The organism is Sorangium sp. So ce281 (genome assembly GCF_051527395.1).
Taxonomy (GTDB): Bacteria; Myxococcota_A; Polyangia; order Polyangiales; family Polyangiaceae; genus Sorangium; species Sorangium cellulosum_B.
Window position 1 is genome coordinate 10756206 of record NZ_CP150322.1, and the last position, 22302, is coordinate 10778507.

The following is a 22302-nucleotide window of genomic DNA, read 5'->3' on the forward strand; positions in this document are numbered from 1 at the left end:
GTCGCGCCAGCTGGCGGGCCCGAGGTTCCTCGAGCCCACCAGGAGCGCGGATCAGTGGAGCGCCAGCCGCTTGATGGCGGCGCTCGATGGCCTCACGCCACGACCCGACGAACCCGCAGCCCTTGAAGAGGGCATGGGTCGGGATCACGGACATGCTTACGCGCGGGTTGAACCAGAGAACGTGCCCGTCGTCGTCCCCTGCCAGAGTCTTTCGCAGTGCTCGAGGGCGTACATCACGGCGTTGTCGAACGTGTCGAACTCGATGACCCGGGCTTCCTCGATCATCGCGCTCCCTGCGAGCGGGTTGGGCGCGCTCGTTCTGCCGCAGCGCCCTCGATCGAGTCGAGCTCGACCGACGCCATGGTGATGTACCAGTGCGCCCGGCAGCCCTGGCAGAGCCGATCGGTGTCGTAGGTCCAGAGCGGGCGCAGGTTCTTCCGGAACTTCCTCGCCTGCTCTTTCTTGATGCACGAGACTGGCCCGGTGCACCGGAGCGCCTCGGACTTGTTCGTGCTGTCGGCGAGCTGCCGCACCCGCTCCGCCAATGTGGCGAGCTCCTTCGCTCGGGCTCTCGGTGTCATCGCGCACCTCCCGAGGTCCGCTCGTCGGTTCGGTTGGCCGGGGTGTTCGCCCTGAGCCACTTCACCCGCAGTCCGCAGCCGGCGATGCCGCGCAGGGGCTCCTCCGGCCGTGGCAGGTTGTGCCAGTGCGCTCCGTGCGCGAGCGAGCTGGCGTACAGCGTACCGGCGAGGATCACGAGCTGGGGCGGGAGCTTGAATGACGGCAGGAGCTGCCCGACCGTGCGCACGCCCCAGTCCTCGCGCTCGCGCTTGTTGTACAGGCGCAGGCTCCGTTCATATGGGCCGATCACCGCCTTCGGTGCAACTGCGCCGTAGAACGCGGACACGATGAGCACCGCGTCGCAGGTCCTCTCGGCGTAGTCGTACGCGGTCCGGAAGAGCGCCGAGGTGTAGAGCTCGCGCGCAGGCGCCGAGTGCTGCAGTTTCGAGGCCGAGCAGCCCACGAGCGCGACTCGCGGCGCGCCCGGCTTCTTCTCCGTGAACATGGACCTCTCCCATCGCGCAGCGGAGCAGCGCGTGTGGAAGCGCGCCCGAGGGAAGCCCCCCAGGCGCACCAGGTTGATGCTTCAGAAGAGCGCCGGCTCCGCTCCGCGCCGCGGGAGAGCCTCGACGGTGAGCAGATGCCGATCGGCGACTTCTTCTTCGATTGTCCTGACGACGCGGGCGGTGCTGTAAGCATCGTCCTCCCTGCGTCGGACGATGATGCGTTCACCCGCTTCCGTGATGAGGTGTACCGCGCCGCCCGGCGCCGTCTCGATACGGATGATGTGCAGTACGTTCATCGCGATCCCCGCGACGAAGAGTGCTTGTCTCATCGCTTCTGCTCGCGCAGGCGCCGCCGGATTCTCTTCGCGATCGTTTCGGCGCTCGCGTTGTCGATGGCCTGGATGATCACGTCGTTTTTCCGCTCGGGTGACGGAGAGGCCGATGAGCAGCACCCTGATGGCGAACGGGGGGGTAGTAGCCCCACCGCGGACCTGCAGCCGTGCACGCCCGACGGAGCCGCTGGGCGATGGGGAAGGGCGGCGGCTCTCCCGCGCTCTCCAGCGGCACTCCCTCCCGGACGTAGCGCACGAGCTCGACCAACTGGTCGGCTACAAATACACGGATCCCGGGCACGCTGGCGGCCTCCCGGGCATTCCCCTTGGGGACGATCGCCCGGGTGACGCCGTGGGCGATGGCCCGGCGCAGGCCCAGGAGCACGCCGCGCACTGGCCGGATCGTGCCGCCGAACGCGAGCTCGCCGAGGACCACCGTGTCCTTCAACGACGCGGTGGAGAGCTGCCCCAGAGCGGCGAGGATGGTCAGGGCCACCGGCACGTCGAATGTTCCGCGCCTGGCGACCTCCTCCGGCGTAGCACGGACGGAGGCCCCATACCGATGGAGATCCACGTTGAGCTCCTGCAGGGCGGCCAGCACCCGGACGCGGGTCTCCCTCTGGCGCGCTTCGCTGAGGCCGGTGATCTCGAAGGCGGCCGGCGGCTGTGTGATCGTAGCCTCGACGCGAACGAGATGCGCGTCCAGACCGCTCAGTGACACCGAAAGCGCGTCGGCACGCGGCGCGTTCTTGAACTGCTTCATGTCACGGCTCCGAAAAAACCAAAACGGCGCACGGAAGCTTCCGCACACTGCCTTGGACTGCTGCTCCGGTTGTGGTTTACGGGGGAGGGCTCCGCGTGCGCTTGAACGCCTCTGCGGCGGTCTCTTCGAGGACGAAGCCCGGAAACGCGCTCCACCAAGACGACGGCCAGATTGCCTCCGAGCTGGCCGCCTCAGGCAGGCCGGCGACGGCCGTGGCGGCGCCCTCCTTCGTCGCGTCCGCGGTGAGCACGCGGATAATGTATGGGACAGCGGCGTCGGGGCTCTGAGGGCCGAAAGTGGACACGTTGGACATGATGACTCCTGTGCGCCCAAGCGGGCGCGGTGAGGCAAGACTGGGGGATGATGGATAAACGCGGGCTCAGGGATCGGCCCGCGAAGCGACCGGCTTCAGCCCATGCAGGCGAGGATCACCTGCGCGATCATCGTCAGAACGGCCGCCGTGATGCGCAGTGCCTTGATGAAGAACTTGGTGTTGCTCATGGGTGCAGTACCTCCGTGAAGGAGCTCTCCTTCACAGCTCTTATCCCCGTGCTTCGCGGCTCATTGCCTCGTGGTGGCGAAAGGCGCGACGGTCGCGCCCCTCGCATGGGGATAATGCGAACTGGTCAAGAGCGAGCTACCAGGGCAGGGGATCGGCCACCCGTCCTGCTGGCTTACGAGGCGAGCCGCGCGGTTGGCTGAGCCCGGAGGGCGGAGAGCGCGCAGGGTGTGCAGCGGATGCAGGACGGGCGGGGAGCAAAGTGCCGGCGCGGCGAGCGCCGCGGAGTTATCCTGTCACCGTCGTGATCCGTCTGAGCCGCGAAAGTCTCTTCCGTGCGGACGTCGCCGCATTGGAGCGGCTCGCTAGGTGGCTCGGTTTGCCGGAGCCACGGCGCTGGCGCACGGAGCGCGAGCGCAAGGCGAGGATCGTCGAGGCGATCGAGCGGCACGAGAAGCGGCTCGCGAAGGTGAACGGGGCCGGGCCACGGGCCACGGGAGGCAGCCGGTAGCTCCTGCAGACTGACGGCGTGCGGCCAGTCGGTTCGGCGATGGTCTCGTGCTCTCGTGCTTCGAGCCGCCTCTCGTCGTACATGCAGGGGCTGTGGGCCTCGCGAAGGGCCTGGGCGTCGGCTGGTGGAGGTACCTGGGGACATCCGCTCTCCCGAGCCGGCCGGGTTTGGGCAGCGCAGATCTTCGAGGAAGCGCCCGACGATCCGGCGTCCATCGCGAACTTCTGGGCAAAGCGCCCAGAAGTTCGCGGCAGCATCCGCCGAATTCACCGGGGCGCGCACCTCGCTCCAGCTCGTCGGCAAGCCATGACGGTCCGCGGACGACGCTTGTGTGAACCTCCCTCCCGGCGGTCAGGCATTGCGAGCTCGAGACGGCTCACCGCGGGGGCGCACCTCGCCTGGCGAAGTGCGCGTAGTAGCGCTGGTACATGTCCTGCCACCTCGCGTACTCCGCCGGGTGCTCTCGGAGCCGCTCCCTCCAGGCCGCATCGACCGCTGATCGCATCTCGCTGGAACCCAGGCCGTAGCGCTGGAAGATCGACTCGGCCATGGCGGGGGACAGGGCCAGTTCCGCGCAGAGCGCGGCATACCGCGCGAGCGGCAGGATCGTCTCCAGCGGCTCGGAGGGGGGCGCTGTACCTCCGTCCCCGGCCGTGCTCGACGGCGCGGAACGAGGCGATACCTTGGCGGTCCGGGAGGCTGCTCCGGTCACCGGGGCCGGCGTGGACGCGGTTTGCGTCAGCAGCTCCCGGGGGATCGCGAGGTTCAGCGACGTCTCCCGGAGGTCTGCTGCGGCCGCCGGAGCGGGCTTCGATGCTGCCAGAGCTCCGGCAGGCCTCGTGGGGTCCGCTGCCGCGAAGGGGATCACCGGGCCGCGAGGGGGAGCCTGCAACGGTGACGTCTCTGCGACCTCCCGGGGGGCTCGCGGCTGCTGCGGCCGGGCTGTCGGTGTGGACGGCACGGGAGCCCCCGATGTTCCGGCCGTGAACGGGAGAGCGGGGCCGCGGGGAATGTCAGCGAGCGGTGCGGTTTCCGCGATCACAGGGGGCGGGCGCTTCACCACCTTCGCCGCACCCGATTGAGGGAACGGCAGCTCCGGCCCTCGCGGAATGTCGGGCAAGGGGGCGGTGCCGGTGAGCGACTCCGCGGCGCGAGGAGGCTTCGGCTCGGCCTTAACGGTCACGACCTCGCCTTGCACGGGCACGAAGGGGACCACCGCGCCTCGGGGGACATCGAGCAGGGGCCCCGTGCCTTGCAGCGCCGCCGGGGTCATGAGGGGCGCCCCAGGGCCGGCGATCGCCCCGGAGGACGAGGCGGCAGGCGCGGACGAGGCGGCGACAGATGCTGGCGAGCGCTCGAGACCGTCAACCTCCCGCGCTCGGGCGAGGAGCATCTCCAGCCGACGCGCGTGATGCGCCTGGAGCCGCTCGAGGTCCTTCGCCAGCGCCGCGTCACGCTCGAGTGCGGCCTGCCAGCGCCGATCCAGCGCGGCCCGCATCTCCTCATCGGCCAGGCCGTGGCGCCGCAGCACCCGTTCGCGTTGCTGAGGCAGCGCATCCAGCTCCGCGCAGAGCGCAGCGTACTCGGCCAAGCCGAGCCTGGGCTCGCCCAGTGGCACCGCCGCAGAATGCTCATCTGCGGGCGTCTTCGCCGATCCCCGCGCCTCGGCCACCCTCGACGGACGCAGCACCCTGGGGTCGACGCGGAGCGGCCCCAGCTTCCCGGGCTTCGCGTGCAGGTCCTTGAGAAGTTCGCCGACCTTCGCGTCCTCTTCAGCGCGCCGCGCCCATCGGCGGCGGAGCCGCGCGACGTCGTTCATGCCCAGGTCGTTCTCTTGCAGCAGCTCGAACGGCGCCGGATGCGCCCCGAAGGCAGCAAGGAAGCTCGCCCAGGCGGCCGGGTCGTTCGCGAGCGGCTCGATCTTTCGATCCAGCCAGTCCTCCGCCTGTGCCAGCTCCTGCTCGTACGCCGCGAGCAGCTCCGGCTCGGCTGCAAGCCGCTGCTTCCAGGCAAGATCGGCCCGCACGAATGTACGCGGCATGAGCCCGTCGATCGCGAGCACGTCCGCGAGCGGGAATCCCTCCGTCACTGCCGCCCTGACGGCCGCGTACTGCGCCAGCGAGATCCCTTCGCTCGCTTCCTGCGCCCCTGCTGCGGGCTTCGTGGCTGCCGCCATCCCCCGGCCCCTAGTCGCCGACCAGCACGGTCCCGGAGGCGATCACGCTCCCGTTCGGCTCGTCGGCCGGGTCGCTGCAGGTCATCGCCGGATCCCCGAGGTGCGCGGCGGGCTTGTTGTTGATGAGCACCGTCTTGCTGCCCGCCTGGACCCGAGCCTGATTCGACGGCGGCCGCTGGAACGTGCCCCCTGGAGGTACATGCGCGGGCGCATTCGCCGCAGTGCTGCCCTGGATCGCGGACGGTTTGCCTTCGATCAGCACGTCGCGGCTCAGATCGCCGCTCAACGTGCCGCTGAACGGCAGCGGCGTTGGCGTGGGCACCGGCCCGCCAGGCGAGGGCATCATCACCACGTGCGTGTCGATGCCGACGACCTTGTCCCCTTGCTTTGCCGCGGGCTTGCCCGCCTTCGGCCCATGCGCTGGCATCCTTGCTTCTCCTTCTCTCGCGGCAACCACCGGCTCACGGACCGCAGTAGGGCGCCAGCGAATTCCACACCTGCTCCTCATCGTGCGCCGGCTGCGTCCTCACCTGGAGTACCTTCTCTGGCTGCCCGGAGGGTCCAATGGGTACGAACGACATGATCCACATCGAATCACCGATCACGGCACGGAGCCCTCGGTCATCGGCGAGCACGCCAAAGAGTTCCCATACGTCATTGAGCTTGACGAAGCGCGTTCCGGGCGTCGATTGAACAAAGATGCCGTAAAAGTCATCGTGCGCCCAGGAGCATTCATGCTCCTCCGTTGGATGGAGCCACGTCGCGGTGATCTCGAGCACCGTGCTCCTGCCGACGCTCCCACCTCGTACAAGCTTCTTGTACTCACACCCCGGCGGCTCGCAGGGTTTTGGGGGGATGATCCCATCTGGAGGAGGGAGCTCTTCCATCCTTCGCTGACTGTGCAGGTGGCACCTGGATGGCGGATTGGCCTCCTGGAAAGCCACTGCCCTCTCTGATCGGCCCTCCTTGGGACACGCACCGTCAAGCACCCTCACCACCCGCTCATATCGCGGTCCACCCCCACCCACCTCGCGCAGCAGGAGGAACGGTCCCGGGGTCATGCGGCACGGCGGGACCCCATCTCCCAGTATCCACACCGGGTCGTTCGTCGACGTCGCTCCGCGTGCGCGGGCGCCAGCCTCGTCGAGCGTTTGCTCGGGATCTTGCTCTGGAAGTTCCTTGTATAGATCCACATCCACGACAACCTCAGGCAGGAGCCAGCGCCGCCCCTTCGACCCCTGGTCGTAGTCAAAGGTGGCCACCCGTGCGCGCTCGAGCGGCGGACATTGCCCTTGCTGCTCCACTGGCGTGTCGGTAGCACGACGAGAAGACCGGACGGACGGCTCATGCCGGGAGGGCAGTCCGGCCGGTCCGCAGCCGAGGATGAGCGCGACGACGCCACCAAGGAGAACAGGACGATCCATCTTACGTCTCATGCTCTTTGCTCCACACCTGTTATGCGCGCGTACGACGTGATCTACAAGGCGGCGGCTTGTTTGGCCTCGCTTTCGGCCTTCCTGGCTGCTGCAAGCGCAGCGTCCGCGGCGTCCAGCGCCTTCTGCTTCTTTTCTTCCGAGACGTTCTTACCTGAAGCCGCCTTCTTCACGATCTCGCGCGCAGCCGAGACCTTGTTCAGCGCCGCATCGGCGGTGCGTACCGCTGCCCGGCAGGCGTCCTCCTTGGCCGTGTTGCCCGCCAGGCTCGCCTCATTCGCCGCCGGTCCCGCGGCCTCTGCCGCGCTCTTGACGGCGGTGCAAGCATCCCTCAGCTTCTGTAGTGCAAGATCGTCCTCCGAGCCCAACGCGCTCAGCCGCTGCGATGCCCAGTGTGCAACCGCGACATCGTAGAACTCATTCATGATCTCGAAGCCCATGTCAAAGTGCATCATGTCCCCGAAGTCCTGTCCTCCCCATCGAAGGCCGGTCTTCAGCAACGCGAGGACAACCTCTTTCTTGAGCATCAAGAACCCCCGACAGGGCTCTCTGTAGTTGGTGGCGGCCTCGTCGATCTTGTTATTCACGACCTTGAGCTTCATGATGACCATGCCGTACCGCATGGTCTTGCGATCCGCCTCTATCTCCGCGTAGGCCTTGCGAAGAAACGCTTCGTTCACGCCTCCCTGCCCGTCGTAGGGGCTCTGCTCGACGAGCTCACCGCTGTCGCTCCGCAGCAGGAGCTTGCAAGACCTGAGTACGGTGTCTTTCTCCGCCTTCACGCGGGCGAGAAACTCGTCCTCGGATGCCTCCGTCAGATCGCCCTGCGCGCCTCTGGGATAGCGATATGCGAGGTAACGTACCAGTGCGTCGTGGGTCTCCTTGAAGCTGTCGTAGGACCGCGAGGGGTCGTTCGCCTTGCGCGGTTTCAGTTCGTGGCCATCGCAGAACAGTCCGGCGCGCCTGTACACATCGAGGCACGGCTCCCAGACGTTGATCCTGCTCCACTCATTACTGCCGTTGTGTCTCTCCCCGGTTGAGCCTTTGCCCCCGTAGATCGGTACCCAGGGCGAGGCGGTATACTCGATGTCGATGGCGCTGCCGTCGCGGTGGTTCCCTCCTCCACGTTTTCCCTGGCCACCAATGAGCTCCTTCGTGCGGCACCAGTTCCTGAACTTCTTCTGATCGTCAGCGTCGTCCGCCGGGGCCCCCATCTCTTGGCGGTACTGCCGGTACAGATCTTCCTGTGCGCGTAGGAGCTTCTTCAGCAACTCCCGATTGACGCCCTTGACCTCCCTGATGTCCTGGAAGCCAACGCCGAGGAACCGGAACCAGTAGAACCGAATGGTCCGCTGGGTTTTCGGTCCTTGCTCTTTACCGACCTTGGGATACTCGACCTCGATTCCCACGTCTTCGGTTTTCGTGATCTCGAGGACCCACTTCGGCAGCGCGTCCGTGAAGGGCGTGCCGGCCGCCTGCGAGATGTGGTTGTCCGGTCCTGGGCTGACGTCCGCGGTAGCGGGCGGCGGCGGGTCCTTGGGTAACGTGCTCGGGGGCGGAGGCGGGGGAGGAGGGGCCGGCGGCTGTTCGGGCGGCGGCGCCTCGGGCTCGTGGGGGTCAGGATCTTGATAACTGAACGCCTGCGGTCCGCCCTCGGCACCGTCGAACCGGGGATCGCTCCCCCCGCTCGCTCCGCCGGCGCCCCCTCCGCCTTCCGACCAATTCATGACACACCTCGAGAAGACCTGGTTTGCGTCCTTCGCGTCCGCATCGCGACCTCAGTGGCCATATGCCTCTCTCAGCTTGGCGACGGTCGCGGCGTCGAGCTTGCCGGTCTCTTCCACGCCATGGTCCCGCTGGAACTCCACGAGCGCGTGCACTGCTGCCTCGGGTAGCTCGGCCATGTCATCCCGGAGCGGCCCCTCGTAGTAGCCCAGGTTGCGCAGCCTGAGCGATGCGCCTGGCACCGAGTCCGCCGGCGCGCTCTCGCGCAGGCTGAGGGTCCACTGTTGACGTGGCCCCTCCGGGTAGCTCTCGATCCAGACGACGAGCACCGCGCTTCTTGCGGCTTCCGGTACCTCCAGCTCGAGCTCACCGTTCGGGCCCGTGGTTCCCTCGTGGACGTGACCGTCGACCGTGAGGCGATAGGTCTTTTCCGCGTACGGCACCATCGCGACGTCCGACAACTTGAGCCGCAGCGGCCGGGTCCTCGGCGGCTCCTCGTTGTCATCGCCGGAGAGCAGGTCGGCCGAGTCGCAGTTGAGCTTGACCAGCTTGCCGCGCAGGTGCGCATCGTCGTCCAGATCGAGCGAGGCGTTCGGGGAGAAGATCCGGATCTTCTTGGCGACGAGCTCGGCCTCCTCGCCCAGATCGAGCGCCGGGCCCTTGCCCTTGATGCTCGCCCCGTTCGCTCCGGCCATCGCGAGCGCGTTGCCGCCGATCTTCACGCCCTCGGGCGTGAGGGCGATGATGCTGTCGCCACATTGTAGCGTGAGCGAGCGGCTCGCCGTGAGTACGAGGCTGCCCGCGGCTCCGGTCGTGTGATCGCCGAACACGTAGAAGTCGCTCCGGGACGAATCACCGCGAGAGCCGACGGTCACTGCCGCCTGACGCTCCACGTGGAGCGTGTAGGTGTCCTGGCAGAGCGTGGCTGCATCATCCATGAAAACCTCCTTGGATACGCCGCCCACGACGAGCCGCCGACTCCCTCCGATCTCGTTCGTCTGGTCGCGGTCCACGCGCACGGTCTGGTGGCCTTGAACCCGTTCCTCGTGATCGCCGCCGACGCTGCCCCGCCGGCTTCCTCCGATACGCTCGCGTCGCTCACCAGCGACGTGATTGTGCTGGTTGCCGCGCACGTCGGTCTGTTCGTCCTCACCGATGAGCGTCGTCCGGCGCCGCTCGATCCGCTCGTCGAGGTCGCGCTGCGCATGCACGTAGATCTGCTCGTCGCCGGCGGTATCGTCGAAGCTGAGCTCGTTGGAGCCGGCGGCAGCTGGTGAGCTCTGGGTCCGGAGGCCGCTCCTGAGCTTCTCCCCAGAGAGCTGGAAGGGCGGCGGATGCGTGGCGTTGTACAGGCACCCGAGCACGACCGGGCAGTCGGTGTCCCCGCCGAGAAAGCCGACCAGCACCTCCATGCCCACGCGCGGCACGAACTGCGCGCCGAACGACGCGCCCGCCCAGCTCTGCGCGACACGCAGCCAGGCCGAGCTCTTCTCGTTACGCTGCCCCGCGAGATCCCAGTGGAACTGCACCTTGACGCGCGCGTGCTCGTCGGTGTGAACCTCGTGCCCTGCCGGCCCGGTGACCACCGCCGTCTCGAGGACCTGCCTCGGCTTGCGTTTGGGCGCCCGCGGTCGGAGCAGCGCCGTCGCGGGGATGCACTCGAACCGGTTGCGGTAGGTGCGCTCCGCGGGTCGCCCCGACAGCTCGGGTGTATGGCCCTCGTGGATGACACGGGTCACGGCGTAGGCTCCCTCGACCCCGGGGGAGGCCTCGGCGCTGAGATCGAAGCGACGTCCCGGCGCGAGTTCGCGTACCCAGCTTTCGCCGTTGCCCACGACCGCTCGGCGCTGGGCCTGCTCCAGGAACACCCGCGCGCGATCGGATGTGACATCCGGCGTGTCGTAGTCAGCGTGGTGCTGGTACACCTCGAGCGGTGGCGGCCCGCCCGCCTTGGGCCCGACCCGCTCGCTCAGGACCAGGTTTGGCCGGCGGAAGTCATAGTCCCTGAGGTGTACCGAGCTTGGCTTGATGGATCGCTGCAGACCGAAGGAGATGATCTCCCGCCCTGTCGGCATGAGGCCCTCCTCAGGACGCAGGACGAGGGCGCCGGACTCGATACCGAACGCTGCGGGGTAGTGTGCGGGGTCGTCGAGGAAGATCACGGGGGCGCGGGTTCCCACGGTTCCTGGCGGCGCGTTCGCGAAGCAGAACGCGATCCCCTCCTCGGCAGCGAGCCGCCGCACGAACGCGAGATCGCTCTCGCGGTACTGCACACAGTAGCTGCGGACCGCGTACGTCCGCGAGAGGCGGAGCTCGGCCGGGATGGAGGCCGCGGCAAGGACGTGCTGGAGGATCTGCGGCACGGTCTCGTCCTGGAAGATGCGGCTCGTAGTCCGGCGCCGGAGGAGCGCGAGCGGGGGAACGAGGCGCAAGTGCCAGGTCGGGCCGGTCCGCGCGATGAACGTGGCATCCGCGCGCACCTGGTCGACGAGCGCTTCGATGCGGCGTTCGGCCCCGCGCCCATCGCGCAGGACGAAGGCGGCGAGGCTGCCGAGCAGCTCGGCGTCGCGGCCCTCAAGCTCAGGGGTGGCTTGCACGACGAGCTGGAACGAGAACAGCTCGGAGAGCGCCTCACGCCCGCGGAACGAGACAACGCGCAGGTCCGCGGGCGTGAACGCCCCGGCGTGGAGCTCGAAGGGATCGCTGATCACGGGCGCAATGTAACAGGAGTCGCAATGCTGTCTGCAAGGAGCACGTTCGGCGCGCGGCGCTTGTGCCTCGCGTTGCGTTGCGCATGCCAGGAGGGTGCCGGCGCTTCGCCATGCCATCGGCGAGGCCGCGCGGCCTCCCTCTGCCGGGGGGTACGTCGGCTTGAGCGGGGGCACGTCGCTGCACAAGAGCTCCGCGCGGTGCCAGGCGTCGACCGAGCTCATGGATGCCGACTGCTCCGGCTACCACGACGGGCACGCGTGGCCATCGTCGCTCCTGCGGACCAGCTTCTTGGCGATCCGCGGAGCGAAGACATGGGCGACCTCGCTCTCCTGGGCCGAGGGCTTCGCCCTCGCCAGTGCAGTGAAATACGCGACGCACCGGCTCAGCTCGGGCTCGTGGTGCGGGCCGCGCATCGCCGAGGGGGTCCGCTTCATCAGGGGAAGCGAGAGCGGAGGCCGGCCTTCCAAACATCAAGCATCTCCGCATTGGCGATTGGTCACAGTTAGCTCGTACAGGCGACGTGCTTGCGGTCCCCGTCGGCCAAAGCCACGGTGGCGTGCTGGCCCAGGAATCGGCGGATGCACACCATCGCGGCGTGCCCACGGATGTCATCGTGCGCCGGCACGCTCGGAATGTGGCCGCGCCAGGACGACCTTCTGGGACACCGCAAGAGGATCGGGACAGCGGTCGCGGACATCAACCTCCTGCTGCTGGCCGCAGGCGCCTGGGCCATCGCGCGGTGGTGGATCGTGAGGAGCGGAGAGCTGTCTTCGACCGCCTGTTCAGCCGCGTTGACTTCGGGGGCGCTGGGGTCGGGGCGACAGGCTTCCGAAGGAGGTGCTAAAGAAGGAGAACGGCGAGGCTCCGCCCGTCCTCCTGCTCCCCGCGCCTGGAATCAGGCAGCGGCGTGCAGCTCGTCCATTGCGGCGGCTTGGCAGTTCTCCATGTAGTCTGAGAACCACTGAGTCAGCTCCTCGAAGAGCTGCACAACGCCGATGTCACCCCGCACGAACCGGCACAGGATCTCGTGCTGCTCCGCCACGCCCTCGTGGCCGAGCGCGAGCAGCCGCTCCTCGAGCCGCTTTGCGGTGCCCTCGGGGAAGCCACAAGCGATGTACAGCCGCCGGTAGAGACCGAATCGACCGTACACCTTGAACACGGCTTCGGCCTGGATCTTATTGATGTCGAGCACGAGTTGGATGACGCGACGCAGAATTTTCATGGTCGTCCTCCTTCACGTTTCTTATCCCCGCGCGTGCTCTGAACTTGCGTTGACGCTTGCTGCGACGACTGACCTCACATGTTGTGCATCCCGCCGAGCGCACCTGACAGCCACAGCCGCGAGAGCGTCATCCCCCTTTCCGCGCACCTGGCGAGCACGTCGCTGTACCCGACCCGATCCACCGCTGTTGCGCCGCTCTTGTCTCGATGCACGATGAAGAGGCGCACCCGGTCATCCTCGAGATCGAGCGCGTCGAGCACCTCTGGAGCATGATTTCTCCTCGGTTGCTGATGGGAAAGCGCGGCCTGCGCCGCGCGACGGGATTGGCAGCCGTCGCGGGGGAACTCCAGCGAGGTGCAGTCACCCGGCTGAAACCCGCTCGCGTGGGACGATGACTGCGGGTGGATCTCGGGGCCGGGGAGACAGCCCGCCGGGGAGCGCCGCGGGCTGTCCACCTGCTCTTGGTCGTCGCCGCTGAGGGCTCAGGTCCCCGCGGCTTCGACCCGCTGGCGAGCCTGGGGCTCGTGCCCAGCCGCCTCGACGCCGGCGCGCACAGCGGCGGCCAGCGTTCCGTTCGCGAGCAGCGCCTCACGAGCTCGATCGCGCCCGTGGCCGATGTGCTCGCCGCGGAAGGCCAGGTGCGCGCCGTTCTTCTGGATCACCCCGGTCGTGAGGCCGTGATCGACGAGGTCGCCGGCGGCGTCGATCCCCTTGCCCCAGCGGATGTCGAACTCCGCCTCCTTGAAGGGCGGCGCCAGCTTGTTCTTGACGATCTTGACCCGCGTGCGGGCTCCGACCGTGTCCTCGCCCGCCTTCACGGTCCCGACCCGGCGCACGTCGAGGCGCACGCTCGCGTAGAACTTCAGCGCGTTGCCGCCCGTGGTCGTCTCGGGGCTGCCGAAGACGACGCCGATCTTGTGGCGGAGCTGGTTGATGAAGATCAGGGTGGTCTCGGTCCGGTGCGCGATGCCCGTTAGCTTGCGGAGTGCCTGGCTCATCAGCCGTGCCTGGAGACCGAGGTGCTGGTCGCCCATGTCGCCCTCGATCTCGGCCCTCGGCGTGAGCGCGGCAACCGAGTCGATGACGATGATGTCGACAGCCGAGGAGCGGGTCAGCATCTCGGCGATCTCGAGCGCCTGCTCGCCGCTGTCCGGCTGGGAGACGAGGAGCCGGTCGGTGTCGACGCCGATCGCACGCGCGTAGGTGACGTCGAACGCGTGCTCGGCGTCGATGAACGCCGCGACACCACCCGTCCGCTGGGCTTCGCGCATGGCGTGCAGCGTGAGGGTGGTCTTGCCGGACGACTCCGGGCCGTAGATCTCGACGACGCGGCCGCGCGGGTAGCCGCCGATGCCGAGAGCGGTGTCGAGCGCGAGCGAGCCAGTGCGGATGACGCGGATCTCGGGGATGCAGTCACCACTTCCGAGGGACATGAGGGCTCCCTTTCCGAATTGCTTCTCGATGGCACCGACCACGGACTGGACGGCGCGAGCCTTGCTGACGTGAGTGTTCATGGTGAAGGTCCTTTGCTGGTGAGGGTGTCGTCGAGACGGGAGAGCGCGCCGCAGCAGACAGGGGCTGCGCAGGCGGGCGCCCTTGCGTCTGCGGTCGTCAGGGGAGGTCGCGCTTCGCAGCGTCGAGCAGGTTGTAGATGGTCTCCGTCGCCTTCTCGATGCGGCGGCGCGCCTCGTGTCGGGAGAGAACGCGCTCCTGGACGGGGCGCGTGGCATCTTCGGCGGCGTTCAGGCCTTGGTCCACTTGCTCCCGAAGCGCCGTGATCCACTTGTGCATGTAGCTGGCATCGTCGAATCGGATGGCGTCGTTCGGTGGGGGTCGTTCGGTACGGCCGTCCCATGTATCGTCGTCCGCCGGGTACTGGCGAGTCGCTGTCATGGTGGATTGCCTCCAGAAGAGAGGGCACGGTGTGCGTCGTGATAGCGGGGCGGAGGAGGCTACCCGCCGCGCTCCAGCTGAGAGTGCACGGCGATTTCGCGCAGCACCTCGCCGGGCGTGGGTCCCTCGTTGTGCGCGATGACCTCGATGACCTTCTCCATCGGCTGCGAGCACAGCCGTGGTCCCCGCACGATGTGTGGATGCATGCGGATCGGCGGGGCGCGCGGATCCGGCTAGCTGAGCGGCGACCAGGCGCAGGGGATGTCTCTGGGCCAGTCGCGCTCTTCCGAGAGCGCCGACTGGTAGCCCTTTGACTCCAAATAGCCCTCGATGTCGTGGGGAGATACGTACCGTGTGACTGGCTTGCCGGTGAACGCGACACTCATGCAGTGCTTGGGATCCCCGAGGTTCATCGGCCCCCCTTTCGCTTACGCATGCGCGCGAGCAGCTTGCGAGCCCGGCGAAGCCGGCTGACGGCGGTTCCGTGGTGCAGGTGCAGCACGCTCGCGATCTCGGTGCCCCCGTGACCCAGAGCCGCCAGGGCGAGCACCTCGCGCGCCCAGAGCGGCATCTGCCAGAGCGCGAGGAGCGCCTCCATCTCGGCGCGCGCCTGGAGTTGCGCCTCGAGATTCAGAGCCACGACGTGGCGCAGAGGACCGAGCGGCTCGTGGTGCAGGACCTCGTGACGCACGTACGCGCTCTCGAGGTAGTGCGTCGCCTGCCGCCAAGCGACACCGCGGAGCCAGCGGCGAAGCACCTGCCGCGCGTTTGCAGCCGGGTCGGGACGATACCGGTCGGCCTCGATGGCCTCCCACGCGCCCAGCACGACCGCCTGCGCGACGTCGGCGCTGTCGCGCGCGGGAACGCCGCAGGAGATGAGCGTGGCCACGATGAAGGCCCGCTCCGCCATGACGGCCGTGATGCTCGGTCGGGCCGGGGGATGTGGCGTGGCGGGCGGGCGGCGGGCCCCCTTGCGCTCGCGCCTCACCCATCCCTCACGGAGGTGCGTTGGCCATCAGCCGCTCCGGGGGCGCTCCACCGGCTGTGTGCCGTGGTGCTGGCCGCCTGGGCGGCGTGTCTGGCCATGGCTGACGGCGACCGGTGCGTGCCGGCGACGGTGTGCCGGCTACTTCGCGCGCGGACGTCCATGCTGCCGGAGGAGCAGAAGCGGGAACCGTACAGCCCCCGCGGCAGGTTGCGGGGTGCGGCGGGCAGTCGGGTCGTTTCGGTGTCGGTCAGGGAAGGCGAATGGGAGCGAGGGTGCCGGCGCGAAGGCGCACCGCTCCCTTGGCCCGCGGAGCGCGGGCGGATTACAGTCAGCATGTCGGGACCTCGTGGTGCGAGGTTTCGGCCACGCAGCCCGGGCGATTGCAGTCGCCGCGGGCTGCACTACTTCAGACGGAGATGAGCGCGCTGCTGCACCGGGGGAAGAGCTGGCAACACGCGAGATCTGCGGGAGCGGTCGGAATGCAGCACCGGGACCGGCTCGAAGCTGCGTAGTCTTAATCCTCTCCCGGCAGCATGATGGTGATCACGGGCTCGGCGTTGTCGCCGGGACCGCAGACCGCCTTGAGCTCCACCAGCGAAGGCTTGGCTGAGTCGGTAACCACGTACAGCGAGAAGATGATCTCGTTTGCTTCCGGTGCGCGCTGAGCTGCCGCGCGGAACATCCAGAGCACATCCCACAATCGGCCGCGCTCGTCGTTGTGGGCCCGCTGCGCAGCCGGAGTCAGCATCACGTAGCGGTTCCAGACGGAGTGCGTCACGGCGACGGGCAGCTTGATACCCATCTCCCGGGCCGTTGGCGTCACGTCCATCAGGGTGCCATCCGCGATGGCCTGGGCGCGCGTGTACGCCTCGATGACCTCGAACTCGAGCTCGTCGTTGTCCGGCATTTTGTTTTCCTCCGTTGGGATTACGTGGCGCCGGCCAGGAGAGAGACACTTTCGCCGTTCGCGAGCTCTGCGCCGCCGAGGCGCACGTAGTGCGCGGCCTTGGCCCGGAGGGGTGAGGTCTCGGCCACCTCGCACTCGATGGCCACGGTCCAGAGCCGCACCCCGAGCGCCAGGCCCTCGCGGAGGGCTGCTTCCTGAGCCGCCTGGTTCCCGTCCACGCCGTCGGTGACGAGGATGACGTCGGCGCCCTGATGGCCCCGCCGGGCGAGCTGCCGGACCTGCTGCACGGCCATGCCGAGCGCGAGGCCGATGGCCGTTCCTCCTCCGAGGAAGTGGCGCACCATCCGCAGCACGGCCTGCGTGTCGCCGGGCTTGATGGCCTGGACCACGATGGAGGTCGAGTAGTGGACCACGGCGACCGGCCGCTTCTCATCGAAGGCGACGCGGCAGAGCGCGACGGTCGCGGCTTTCGCCCACTCGTTGCGCGCCGCGTGCATGCTCCCGGACTCGTCGAGCGCGATCACGAGCGGCCCCTTCGACTTCATCGCTTCGCCACGCACGGCGTACTGGGCTGCCCGCCTGGAGGCGATCCGCTCCAGGACGACCGTCTCCAGGACGGGCTCCATGAGCAGCACCTGCTCGGCCGGCAGCAGACGGGACACGTCGTTGCCCTGCTCGACCGAGTAGACCTCTGCGGGCACGCCGTGGACCCGGCTGGCCCGGGCCCCTCGCAGCGCCGCGTACATGCGCCCAGCGAGGCGAGCGATGCGCTCGACCTGGTGGAGGTCCCCGTGGGCAAGCTCGACGTCGCGGGCGTGGGTCCACGCCGCGCTGACGTCCCAGCCGAATCCCCCGGCAAGATGCTCGGTGCGCCGGGCGTGCGCATCGAAGGCTGCCCACGTCTCCCGGGCGATGCCGCGCAGCTCGAAGGGCGACGCCCTTGGGGGCAGGGCCGGGAGGCAGCCCCACAGCCGCTCGAAGGCGTATGCCGCCGCCACGTCGTCGGACGCGAGCAGCGCGGCGTGCTCCACCGGCGCAGTGTCCTGCACCGCCTCGGCGAAGGAGCCCGCGAGCGGCTCGCTCCCTGCCCCGACGATCGCGTTCCAGATGTCCCCGGCGATCGCGGCGTCCTGGTCCGCTGCGACCGCCACGGCGCGGTGGGCGCGCCGAGCCTGGAGGAAGGTCCCCATCGCGATCTCCTAGAGGGCGTAGCGCTTCGCCAGGTCGGCCTTGAGCGCGTCATGGACCTTCTTCAGCTCGTCGAGCTTCGGCTGAATGCGCGCCTGCGCCCGGCGGGACACGCCCTCCTTGAGCTGCTCCTGCACCCGCTTGGCCGCGTCGGTGATGTCGGCGGCGAGCTTGGGGAGCGCCTCCAGGTAGGCCGCCGCCTCCGTGGGCCGATGGGCGTAGGCGCGCAGGGCCTCGTCCACGACGGTGATCGCCTTCGCCACCGCGCTCCGGTCCACCGTGTCGAGCACGGCGACGACGCGAGCGCGATCGTCAGGCTTCTGCCAGAGCCCGTACCGGAGCACGGCGAGGTGGTCCAGCTCGACCTCGGCGCAGTCGTCGAGCCAGGCGGCGGCACGGAGCACGCGGGTGAGTGCGATCCAGCGCCGGTCGGATACGACGATCCCGTTGACCTTGAGCTCGTTCCGGATCCGGAGGAGCTCCTGCACGATGCGCTCGGGCAGCGTCACGCAGCCCACGTCCGCCCGCGCCGCATCCCATTCGACGAGCTTGATCTGGGCCGAGGCCGTGTAGGCCGGCGGCGTCGCGACGAGCTGCATCCAGGTCGCGTCCGCCTGCACGTACTCGACCAGGTCCCGCAGCAGGAAGCGGTCGTAGACCGCCGCCAGGTTCTCCTCCTCAGGCAGCTCGTTCGAGGCGCCAACGAGCATCCGTAGCGGGATGGTCCGGTCCTTGTAGAGCCGCTCGTTCATCGCCGACAGAAAGGCATTGAGCACCGAGTCGGACCCCTTGAACACCTCGTCGAGGAACGCGCACTCGACCCCGGCGAGCCGACCGTCGAGGTTACGCTCCCAGAGGTCGTTCTTCAGGGCGCTGAGCTTCACCGGCCCAAAGTACTCGTCCTCGGTCCCGAACTTGGTGACCAGCGTCTGGAACTTCCGCGCGTCGGGGAAGCAGGACAGGAACCCGAAGAACAAGGCGCTCTTCGCCGTGCCCGGAGGACCCACGAGCAGCGCGTGATTACCCGAGAGGGCAGCGAGCAGGATGCACTCGACGGCGTTCTCGCGCTCCCGGAAAGCGGCAAGCAAGCTGTCACGCACGGTCCGGAACCTATGCCGCACAGAGGCCACATCGACCGAGTTGTTGGTTGTCGACTTCATCATCACCTCGTGTATCTGCGCAGCGGACATGCTGCGCCGGTGCCTCACCGCGGCGTCACCCACGGCGAGGCGTCCCCTTTGGTGAACTCGGCGTTCTCAGTCGTTGACCACGGGGATGGTGAACGACACGCCATCTCCGCCGTCGAGCTGCAGCTGGAAGCTGTGCTGGAGCTCTTTGACCCGCGCGGTGATTCGGTCGGCGACACCGGCCAAGACGCCGCGGTAGAGCTCGGCCTTGGCCGTGAGCTCTTTGCAGAGTTCGACCCGCCGCGCGAGCGCGTTCTGACGCATGCCCTCCGACGCCGCCTTGTCTAGGTCGGCGATGAGCTCCGCGACGTCCGCCTCCAGCGCGCCCTGTGCTGCCGCCCTGGCGACCGCGACGTTGTCGGGCGCGTCGTGCATCTCGATCCGAATCGGCTTCACGCCGAGCTGCTCGAGCCCCGGCCGGAGCCGAAGCCATGCACCGCAGGTGGAGGGCGGCAGTAGGTAGAACCCGCCTCGGTCCCGCAGCGGCACGCCGGAGAGCGCCTTGGCCGTCGCCACCATGGCGAAGGAGATGTCCCGCGTCTCGGCGTGCGCGACGAGGTGGTTTCCGTGTGCAGCCATGGCCTCGGCGTGCGCGAGGGCCTCGGCGATCGAGGGTGCGCCGTCGGGCGGCAGGCCCACGATGGTGCCCGTGTGCCGGTCGACCCGGCTGCGAGCGCCGCAGACGTACTCGTCGCCGGCCTCGCCCTCGCGGGTCTTCTGCACGTAGACGCCGATCGCGGCGCTCGTGTCGCCCTTGGGCCGCGCGAAGGGCCGGACGAGGATGCCGGCCGGGCGCTTCACCTCGGCTGCGGCCCGCGAGAGCGCGGTGGCCGGTTCCATATTCGGGATGAGGTGGCCGAGCCCCTCAGTCGCGAAGACGCGGCGAACGGCGTCGCGCGTCACATCGATCCGGTCGGTGTTCCAGGAGATGAGATCGCCGATGTGGCGACCTCCCGCGGCGGCGAGTCGCCGCTGGGCGCGCTCGAGCGTCGCCGGTACGCTGTTCATGGTGTGGACTCCTTGTCATGGAGAGAGTGTGTGTATGGCGGCGGAGAAGAAGCGGGCGCTGCGCGGATCGACCCGCACGCTGCCCAGAGCAGCGGTCCCCCGAAAGGACGATGGGCCGCGATGATTGCTAGGCCGAGAAAGCAGCTTCAGTGAGCGCCTCGGCGAGCCATCCTGTGCTACGAGCCGCAGCAGGCGCTGCGTTCGTGGGGCTCGGACGCGCGGCGTCTTGGCTTCGGCGTCCCGGGGAAGCTGGAGCTGGTCGGTGCTTCCTGAGGACAGGAGCCGGGATGCTGACGTGGAGGACGTGGGCGGACTCGCTGGCTGGCACCACCTGCGAGTAGAGGCTCAGCCCGCCACGCCCCTGGCGCCATCGAAAGTGGAGTCCGGTCCGGTCCACCCAGCTCACCAGATCAGCGAACTGCCTCGGAAGAACCTCTGCGACCTCGACCAGCTTCTTGCGAGGCAGGTGTACCGCGAAGGCACGACTCACCAGACTGATGTGCTGGATCGTCACCTCGGCGAGCAGGTCGCCGAGGAGGACGTTCGACTCCAGCAGCGCCGTGCTTTCCCGCCAGATTGCCGTCATGGCAAGCCGCTGCGCTGCCGCCAAGACGGCATCGCGACGGGCAGCCTGATGACGCAGCGTGCGGGCTTCAGCTCGGTGCTGGAGGAGCGCGCGAACCCGGGGAGCGGCTTCCTCGTCGGGCTGGCCGGCCAGTGCCCGGAGCTCGTTGGCATCGACGCCGAGCAGAACCGCGAGTTCCTCGTCGTGCTCGGCGACGTAATCCCCGATGTTGTGCGACCCGGGCTCGAGCGCGCGAAGAACGCGCTCAAGCCTTGCCAGGCCGCTACGCCGCCCGGCCATGGACGATCGCGCCCTCGTCGGGGTTCGTGGGCTCCGGAAGATCCAGATCCGGCGAGGGAACCGGCAGTTGGTCGGGCCGCTTCTTCGCCTTCACCAGGTCGCGGGCGAACTCGTGATCGGGGCTGTTGCCCAGCGCGGCGCGGCGCAGCCGCCGGGCGACGGCGAACGGATTCATGCTGCGCGGCACGCGCAGGGAGGCGGTGCCGAGCGACAAGAGGAGACGGCGCTCGGCCAGGGTCGAGGGGCGGAGCGTACGACCGTTGACGCGCATGAGATGTTCCTTTTCTTCGAAAATGGAAAGGCGCCCGGAGCACGAGAGCTCGTGCCAACGGGCGCCCTGAGGAATGTGAACTTGTAATGTGATGAATCGTCAGCGCCGCTGTAGACCGAGCACGGCATCGATGATGCAGTCGGTACGGTCTGTCGGCAGTCTTCTTACTGGATGATGCAGAGATCGAGCATGGAGCTGAATCCTCCGCCGCGACCTCCAATGATGATGTGATCGACCAGAGGAATGCTCACGAGGTCAGCAGCCTGCTTCATCGCCGTCGTGAGCGCGATGTCCTCCGGGCTGGGCATCGGATCCCCGCCCGGGTGGTTGTGCACGAGGACGAACGCGCTGGCGCCGGTACGGATGACCGGCCGCAGCGCATCGGCGACGGTGAGCGCGGCGCCGTGCCTCCCGCCACGTGCCAGCTCGATCTCGGCCATGAACTCGTTCCGGCCGTTGAGCGCGACGCCAAGCATCACCTCGTGGACGAGCCCGCCCAGGCGTTCGGCGTACACGCGGGCGATGTCCGCCGAGCACGAAAACCTGTGCTTCGGCAACGACGGGTAGCAGCTGCAGACGAGCTGCTGCAGCGCCAGAACCGCGTCGCGCTGGGACCGCGTGAGCCGGAGCTGCTCCAGCTCGTGCTCGCTCAGGTCTCGCCAGCCGCCAGGGGCGCGGGCGAGGCGGTCCGCGAGGCACCCGCTGCGCAGGACAGCGCGGAGCAACTCGGCCTCGGGCGCGGCGAGGGCGTCCCCGAGGTGCACGCCCGGGTGCCCGGCGCCGAGGTCGGCCTCACCGCGGCCAGTCGGCATGGCCGTCCCGCCAGTAGGGCTCGTCGTCCTCGTTGAACAGGGAGCGCTGGCCGTACGGGGAATCGTGGCGCGGCGGGCCGGGCGAGATGGACGGGCCCATGTAGACTCGCGGTGCCGGGGCCTGTCGCGCCGCGAGCACGAAGACCGGCCGGTTCCGGTCGACGATCACGATGCCGGTGAACGCTGCGCCGTCGGCGCTGAAGAGCTCGACACCCGTGGGCGGGGTTGCCGCCTCCCGGAGCCAGTCGAGCAGCTCCGCAGCCGTCGGCACGCGCTGCGGCAGGCCCTGCCGGATCAGCTCCAGCAAGGCCTCGCCGATCAGCTCGCTCACCGCGGCGGCCAGATCGCCTCCGACACGGCCGCGACCAGGAGGCCGGCGACGGCGGCGGCGGCGCCCTTCTTCGTCGCGTCCGCGGTGAGCACGCGGATGATGTACGGCACGGTCTGGCCAGGTTTCGAGGGCATGTCGCTCGAGATCTTCGTGGGCATCATGAGGACTCCTAGCGCCCGAGCGGGCGCGGTAATGACGAGGATGCAAAGGAAGACAAGCCGCAGGTTCGGCGAGGCTCCGGCGGGAAGTGCGACTGTTCAGCCCATGTAGGCCAGGATGGGCTGCGCGATCATCGTGAGGATGGCAGCTGCAACGCGCAGCGTCTTGATGAGGAACTTGGGGTTCTTCATGGGTGCGACGCTCTTGTGAGAAAGTTCTCATCCATCGTTCTTATCCCATCAACTTTATTGAA

At 68.4% G+C, this 22302-nt stretch carries 27 protein-coding genes; 1 reads left to right on the forward strand and 26 read right to left on the reverse strand.

Annotation, left to right across the window (positions count from 1 at the left end):
* Positions 1–156: 156 nt before the first annotated feature.
* The 6 genes from WMF27_RS41200 to WMF27_RS41225 form a co-directional block, all read right to left on the reverse strand.
* Positions 157–285, reverse strand: a complete 129-nt coding sequence (locus tag WMF27_RS41200; RefSeq protein WP_437763423.1) for a hypothetical protein — start codon at positions 283–285, stop codon at positions 157–159.
* A complete protein-coding gene (locus tag WMF27_RS41205; RefSeq protein WP_437763422.1) occupies positions 282–581 on the reverse strand; it encodes a hypothetical protein in 300 nt (99 codons plus the stop codon). Before WMF27_RS41205 ends, WMF27_RS41200 begins: the two co-directional genes overlap by 4 nt.
* A complete protein-coding gene (locus WMF27_RS41210) occupies positions 578–1066 on the reverse strand; it encodes a DUF6884 domain-containing protein (RefSeq protein ID WP_437763421.1) in 489 nt (162 codons plus the stop codon). The genes WMF27_RS41205 and WMF27_RS41210 overlap by 4 nt, the downstream gene beginning before the upstream one ends.
* An 81-nt stretch (positions 1067–1147) precedes the next feature.
* On the reverse strand, positions 1148–1519 hold the full coding sequence (locus tag WMF27_RS41215; protein WP_437763420.1) for a hypothetical protein: 372 nt from the start codon (positions 1517–1519) through the stop codon (positions 1148–1150).
* On the reverse strand, positions 1473–2162 hold the full coding sequence (locus WMF27_RS41220; RefSeq protein WP_437763419.1) for a magnesium chelatase domain-containing protein: 690 nt from the start codon (positions 2160–2162) through the stop codon (positions 1473–1475). The genes WMF27_RS41215 and WMF27_RS41220 overlap by 47 nt, the downstream gene beginning before the upstream one ends.
* Before the next feature lie 76 nt (positions 2163–2238).
* Positions 2239–2475 (reverse strand): hypothetical protein, encoded by a 237-nt coding sequence (locus tag WMF27_RS41225; RefSeq protein ID WP_437763418.1) that lies wholly within the window; start codon positions 2473–2475, stop codon positions 2239–2241.
* A 565-nt stretch (positions 2476–3040) separates the two neighbouring features.
* Here WMF27_RS41225 and WMF27_RS41230 point away from each other — a divergent pair.
* Positions 3041–3172: a hypothetical protein gene (locus tag WMF27_RS41230; protein ID WP_437763417.1), complete on the forward strand. Its 132-nt coding sequence runs from the start codon at positions 3041–3043 to the stop codon at positions 3170–3172.
* 376 nt (positions 3173–3548) lie between these two features.
* Here the strand turns inward: WMF27_RS41230 and WMF27_RS41235 are convergent, their stop codons facing one another.
* The 20 genes from WMF27_RS41235 to WMF27_RS41330 all read right to left on the reverse strand — a co-directional run bounded on the left by WMF27_RS41235 (position 3549) and on the right by WMF27_RS41330 (position 22051).
* A complete protein-coding gene (locus WMF27_RS41235; protein WP_437763416.1) occupies positions 3549–5348 on the reverse strand; it encodes a hypothetical protein in 1800 nt (599 codons plus the stop codon).
* A gap of 10 nt (positions 5349–5358) precedes the next feature.
* Complete coding sequence (locus WMF27_RS41240; RefSeq protein WP_437763415.1) at positions 5359–5775, reverse strand: PAAR domain-containing protein; 417 nt, start codon at positions 5773–5775, stop codon at positions 5359–5361.
* Between the two features lie 34 nt (positions 5776–5809).
* Positions 5810–6610: a hypothetical protein gene (locus WMF27_RS41245; RefSeq protein WP_437943479.1), complete on the reverse strand. Its 801-nt coding sequence runs from the start codon at positions 6608–6610 to the stop codon at positions 5810–5812.
* A gap of 215 nt (positions 6611–6825) precedes the next feature.
* Positions 6826–8508 (reverse strand): hypothetical protein, encoded by a 1683-nt coding sequence (locus tag WMF27_RS41250; RefSeq protein ID WP_437763413.1) that lies wholly within the window; start codon positions 8506–8508, stop codon positions 6826–6828.
* A gap of 51 nt (positions 8509–8559) precedes the next feature.
* The gene (tssI, locus tag WMF27_RS41255) at positions 8560–11217 is read right to left on the reverse strand and encodes a type VI secretion system tip protein TssI/VgrG (protein WP_437763412.1); all 2658 of its coding nucleotides are present in this window, start codon (positions 11215–11217) and stop codon (positions 8560–8562) included.
* Positions 11218–11457: 240 nt separating this feature from the next.
* Positions 11458–11652, reverse strand: coding sequence for a hypothetical protein (locus tag WMF27_RS41260; protein WP_437763411.1), 195 nt, complete (start codon positions 11650–11652; stop codon positions 11458–11460).
* A gap of 461 nt (positions 11653–12113) precedes the next feature.
* Positions 12114–12440, reverse strand: coding sequence for a hypothetical protein (locus WMF27_RS41265; RefSeq protein WP_437763410.1), 327 nt, complete (start codon positions 12438–12440; stop codon positions 12114–12116).
* Between the two features lie 74 nt (positions 12441–12514).
* Positions 12515–12700, reverse strand: coding sequence for a hypothetical protein (locus WMF27_RS41270; protein WP_437763409.1), 186 nt, complete (start codon positions 12698–12700; stop codon positions 12515–12517).
* 222 nt (positions 12701–12922) lie between these two features.
* Entirely contained in the window at positions 12923–13954 is a 1032-nt protein-coding gene (gene recA, locus WMF27_RS41275) for a recombinase RecA (RefSeq protein WP_437763408.1), read from the reverse strand.
* A 97-nt stretch (positions 13955–14051) separates the two neighbouring features.
* The gene (locus tag WMF27_RS41280) at positions 14052–14333 is read right to left on the reverse strand and encodes a hypothetical protein (RefSeq protein ID WP_437763407.1); all 282 of its coding nucleotides are present in this window, start codon (positions 14331–14333) and stop codon (positions 14052–14054) included.
* 409 nt (positions 14334–14742) lie between these two features.
* Entirely contained in the window at positions 14743–15243 is a 501-nt protein-coding gene (locus WMF27_RS41285) for an RNA polymerase sigma factor (RefSeq protein ID WP_437763406.1), read from the reverse strand.
* Positions 15244–15835: 592 nt separating this feature from the next.
* Positions 15836–16228: a DUF6573 family protein gene (locus tag WMF27_RS41290; RefSeq protein WP_437763405.1), complete on the reverse strand. Its 393-nt coding sequence runs from the start codon at positions 16226–16228 to the stop codon at positions 15836–15838.
* Between the two features lie 20 nt (positions 16229–16248).
* Positions 16249–17418, reverse strand: coding sequence for a vWA domain-containing protein (locus WMF27_RS41295; RefSeq protein ID WP_437763404.1), 1170 nt, complete (start codon positions 17416–17418; stop codon positions 16249–16251).
* A gap of 9 nt (positions 17419–17427) precedes the next feature.
* Positions 17428–18516, reverse strand: coding sequence for an AAA family ATPase (locus tag WMF27_RS41300; RefSeq protein ID WP_437763403.1), 1089 nt, complete (start codon positions 18514–18516; stop codon positions 17428–17430).
* 156 nt (positions 18517–18672) lie between these two features.
* Positions 18673–19611 (reverse strand): hypothetical protein, encoded by a 939-nt coding sequence (locus WMF27_RS41305; protein WP_437763402.1) that lies wholly within the window; start codon positions 19609–19611, stop codon positions 18673–18675.
* Positions 19612–19738: 127 nt separating this feature from the next.
* Positions 19739–20476, reverse strand: coding sequence for a hypothetical protein (locus WMF27_RS41310; RefSeq protein WP_437763401.1), 738 nt, complete (start codon positions 20474–20476; stop codon positions 19739–19741).
* Positions 20460–20747, reverse strand: a complete 288-nt coding sequence (locus tag WMF27_RS41315; protein WP_437763400.1) for a hypothetical protein — start codon at positions 20745–20747, stop codon at positions 20460–20462. Before WMF27_RS41315 ends, WMF27_RS41310 begins: the two co-directional genes overlap by 17 nt.
* A 164-nt stretch (positions 20748–20911) precedes the next feature.
* Positions 20912–21559: a JAB domain-containing protein gene (locus WMF27_RS41320; RefSeq protein WP_437763399.1), complete on the reverse strand. Its 648-nt coding sequence runs from the start codon at positions 21557–21559 to the stop codon at positions 20912–20914.
* Positions 21540–21890, reverse strand: coding sequence for a hypothetical protein (locus WMF27_RS41325; RefSeq protein WP_437763398.1), 351 nt, complete (start codon positions 21888–21890; stop codon positions 21540–21542). Before WMF27_RS41325 ends, WMF27_RS41320 begins: the two co-directional genes overlap by 20 nt.
* Complete coding sequence (locus WMF27_RS41330; protein WP_437763397.1) at positions 21887–22051, reverse strand: hypothetical protein; 165 nt, start codon at positions 22049–22051, stop codon at positions 21887–21889. The genes WMF27_RS41325 and WMF27_RS41330 overlap by 4 nt, the downstream gene beginning before the upstream one ends.
* Positions 22052–22302: the final 251 nt, after the last annotated feature.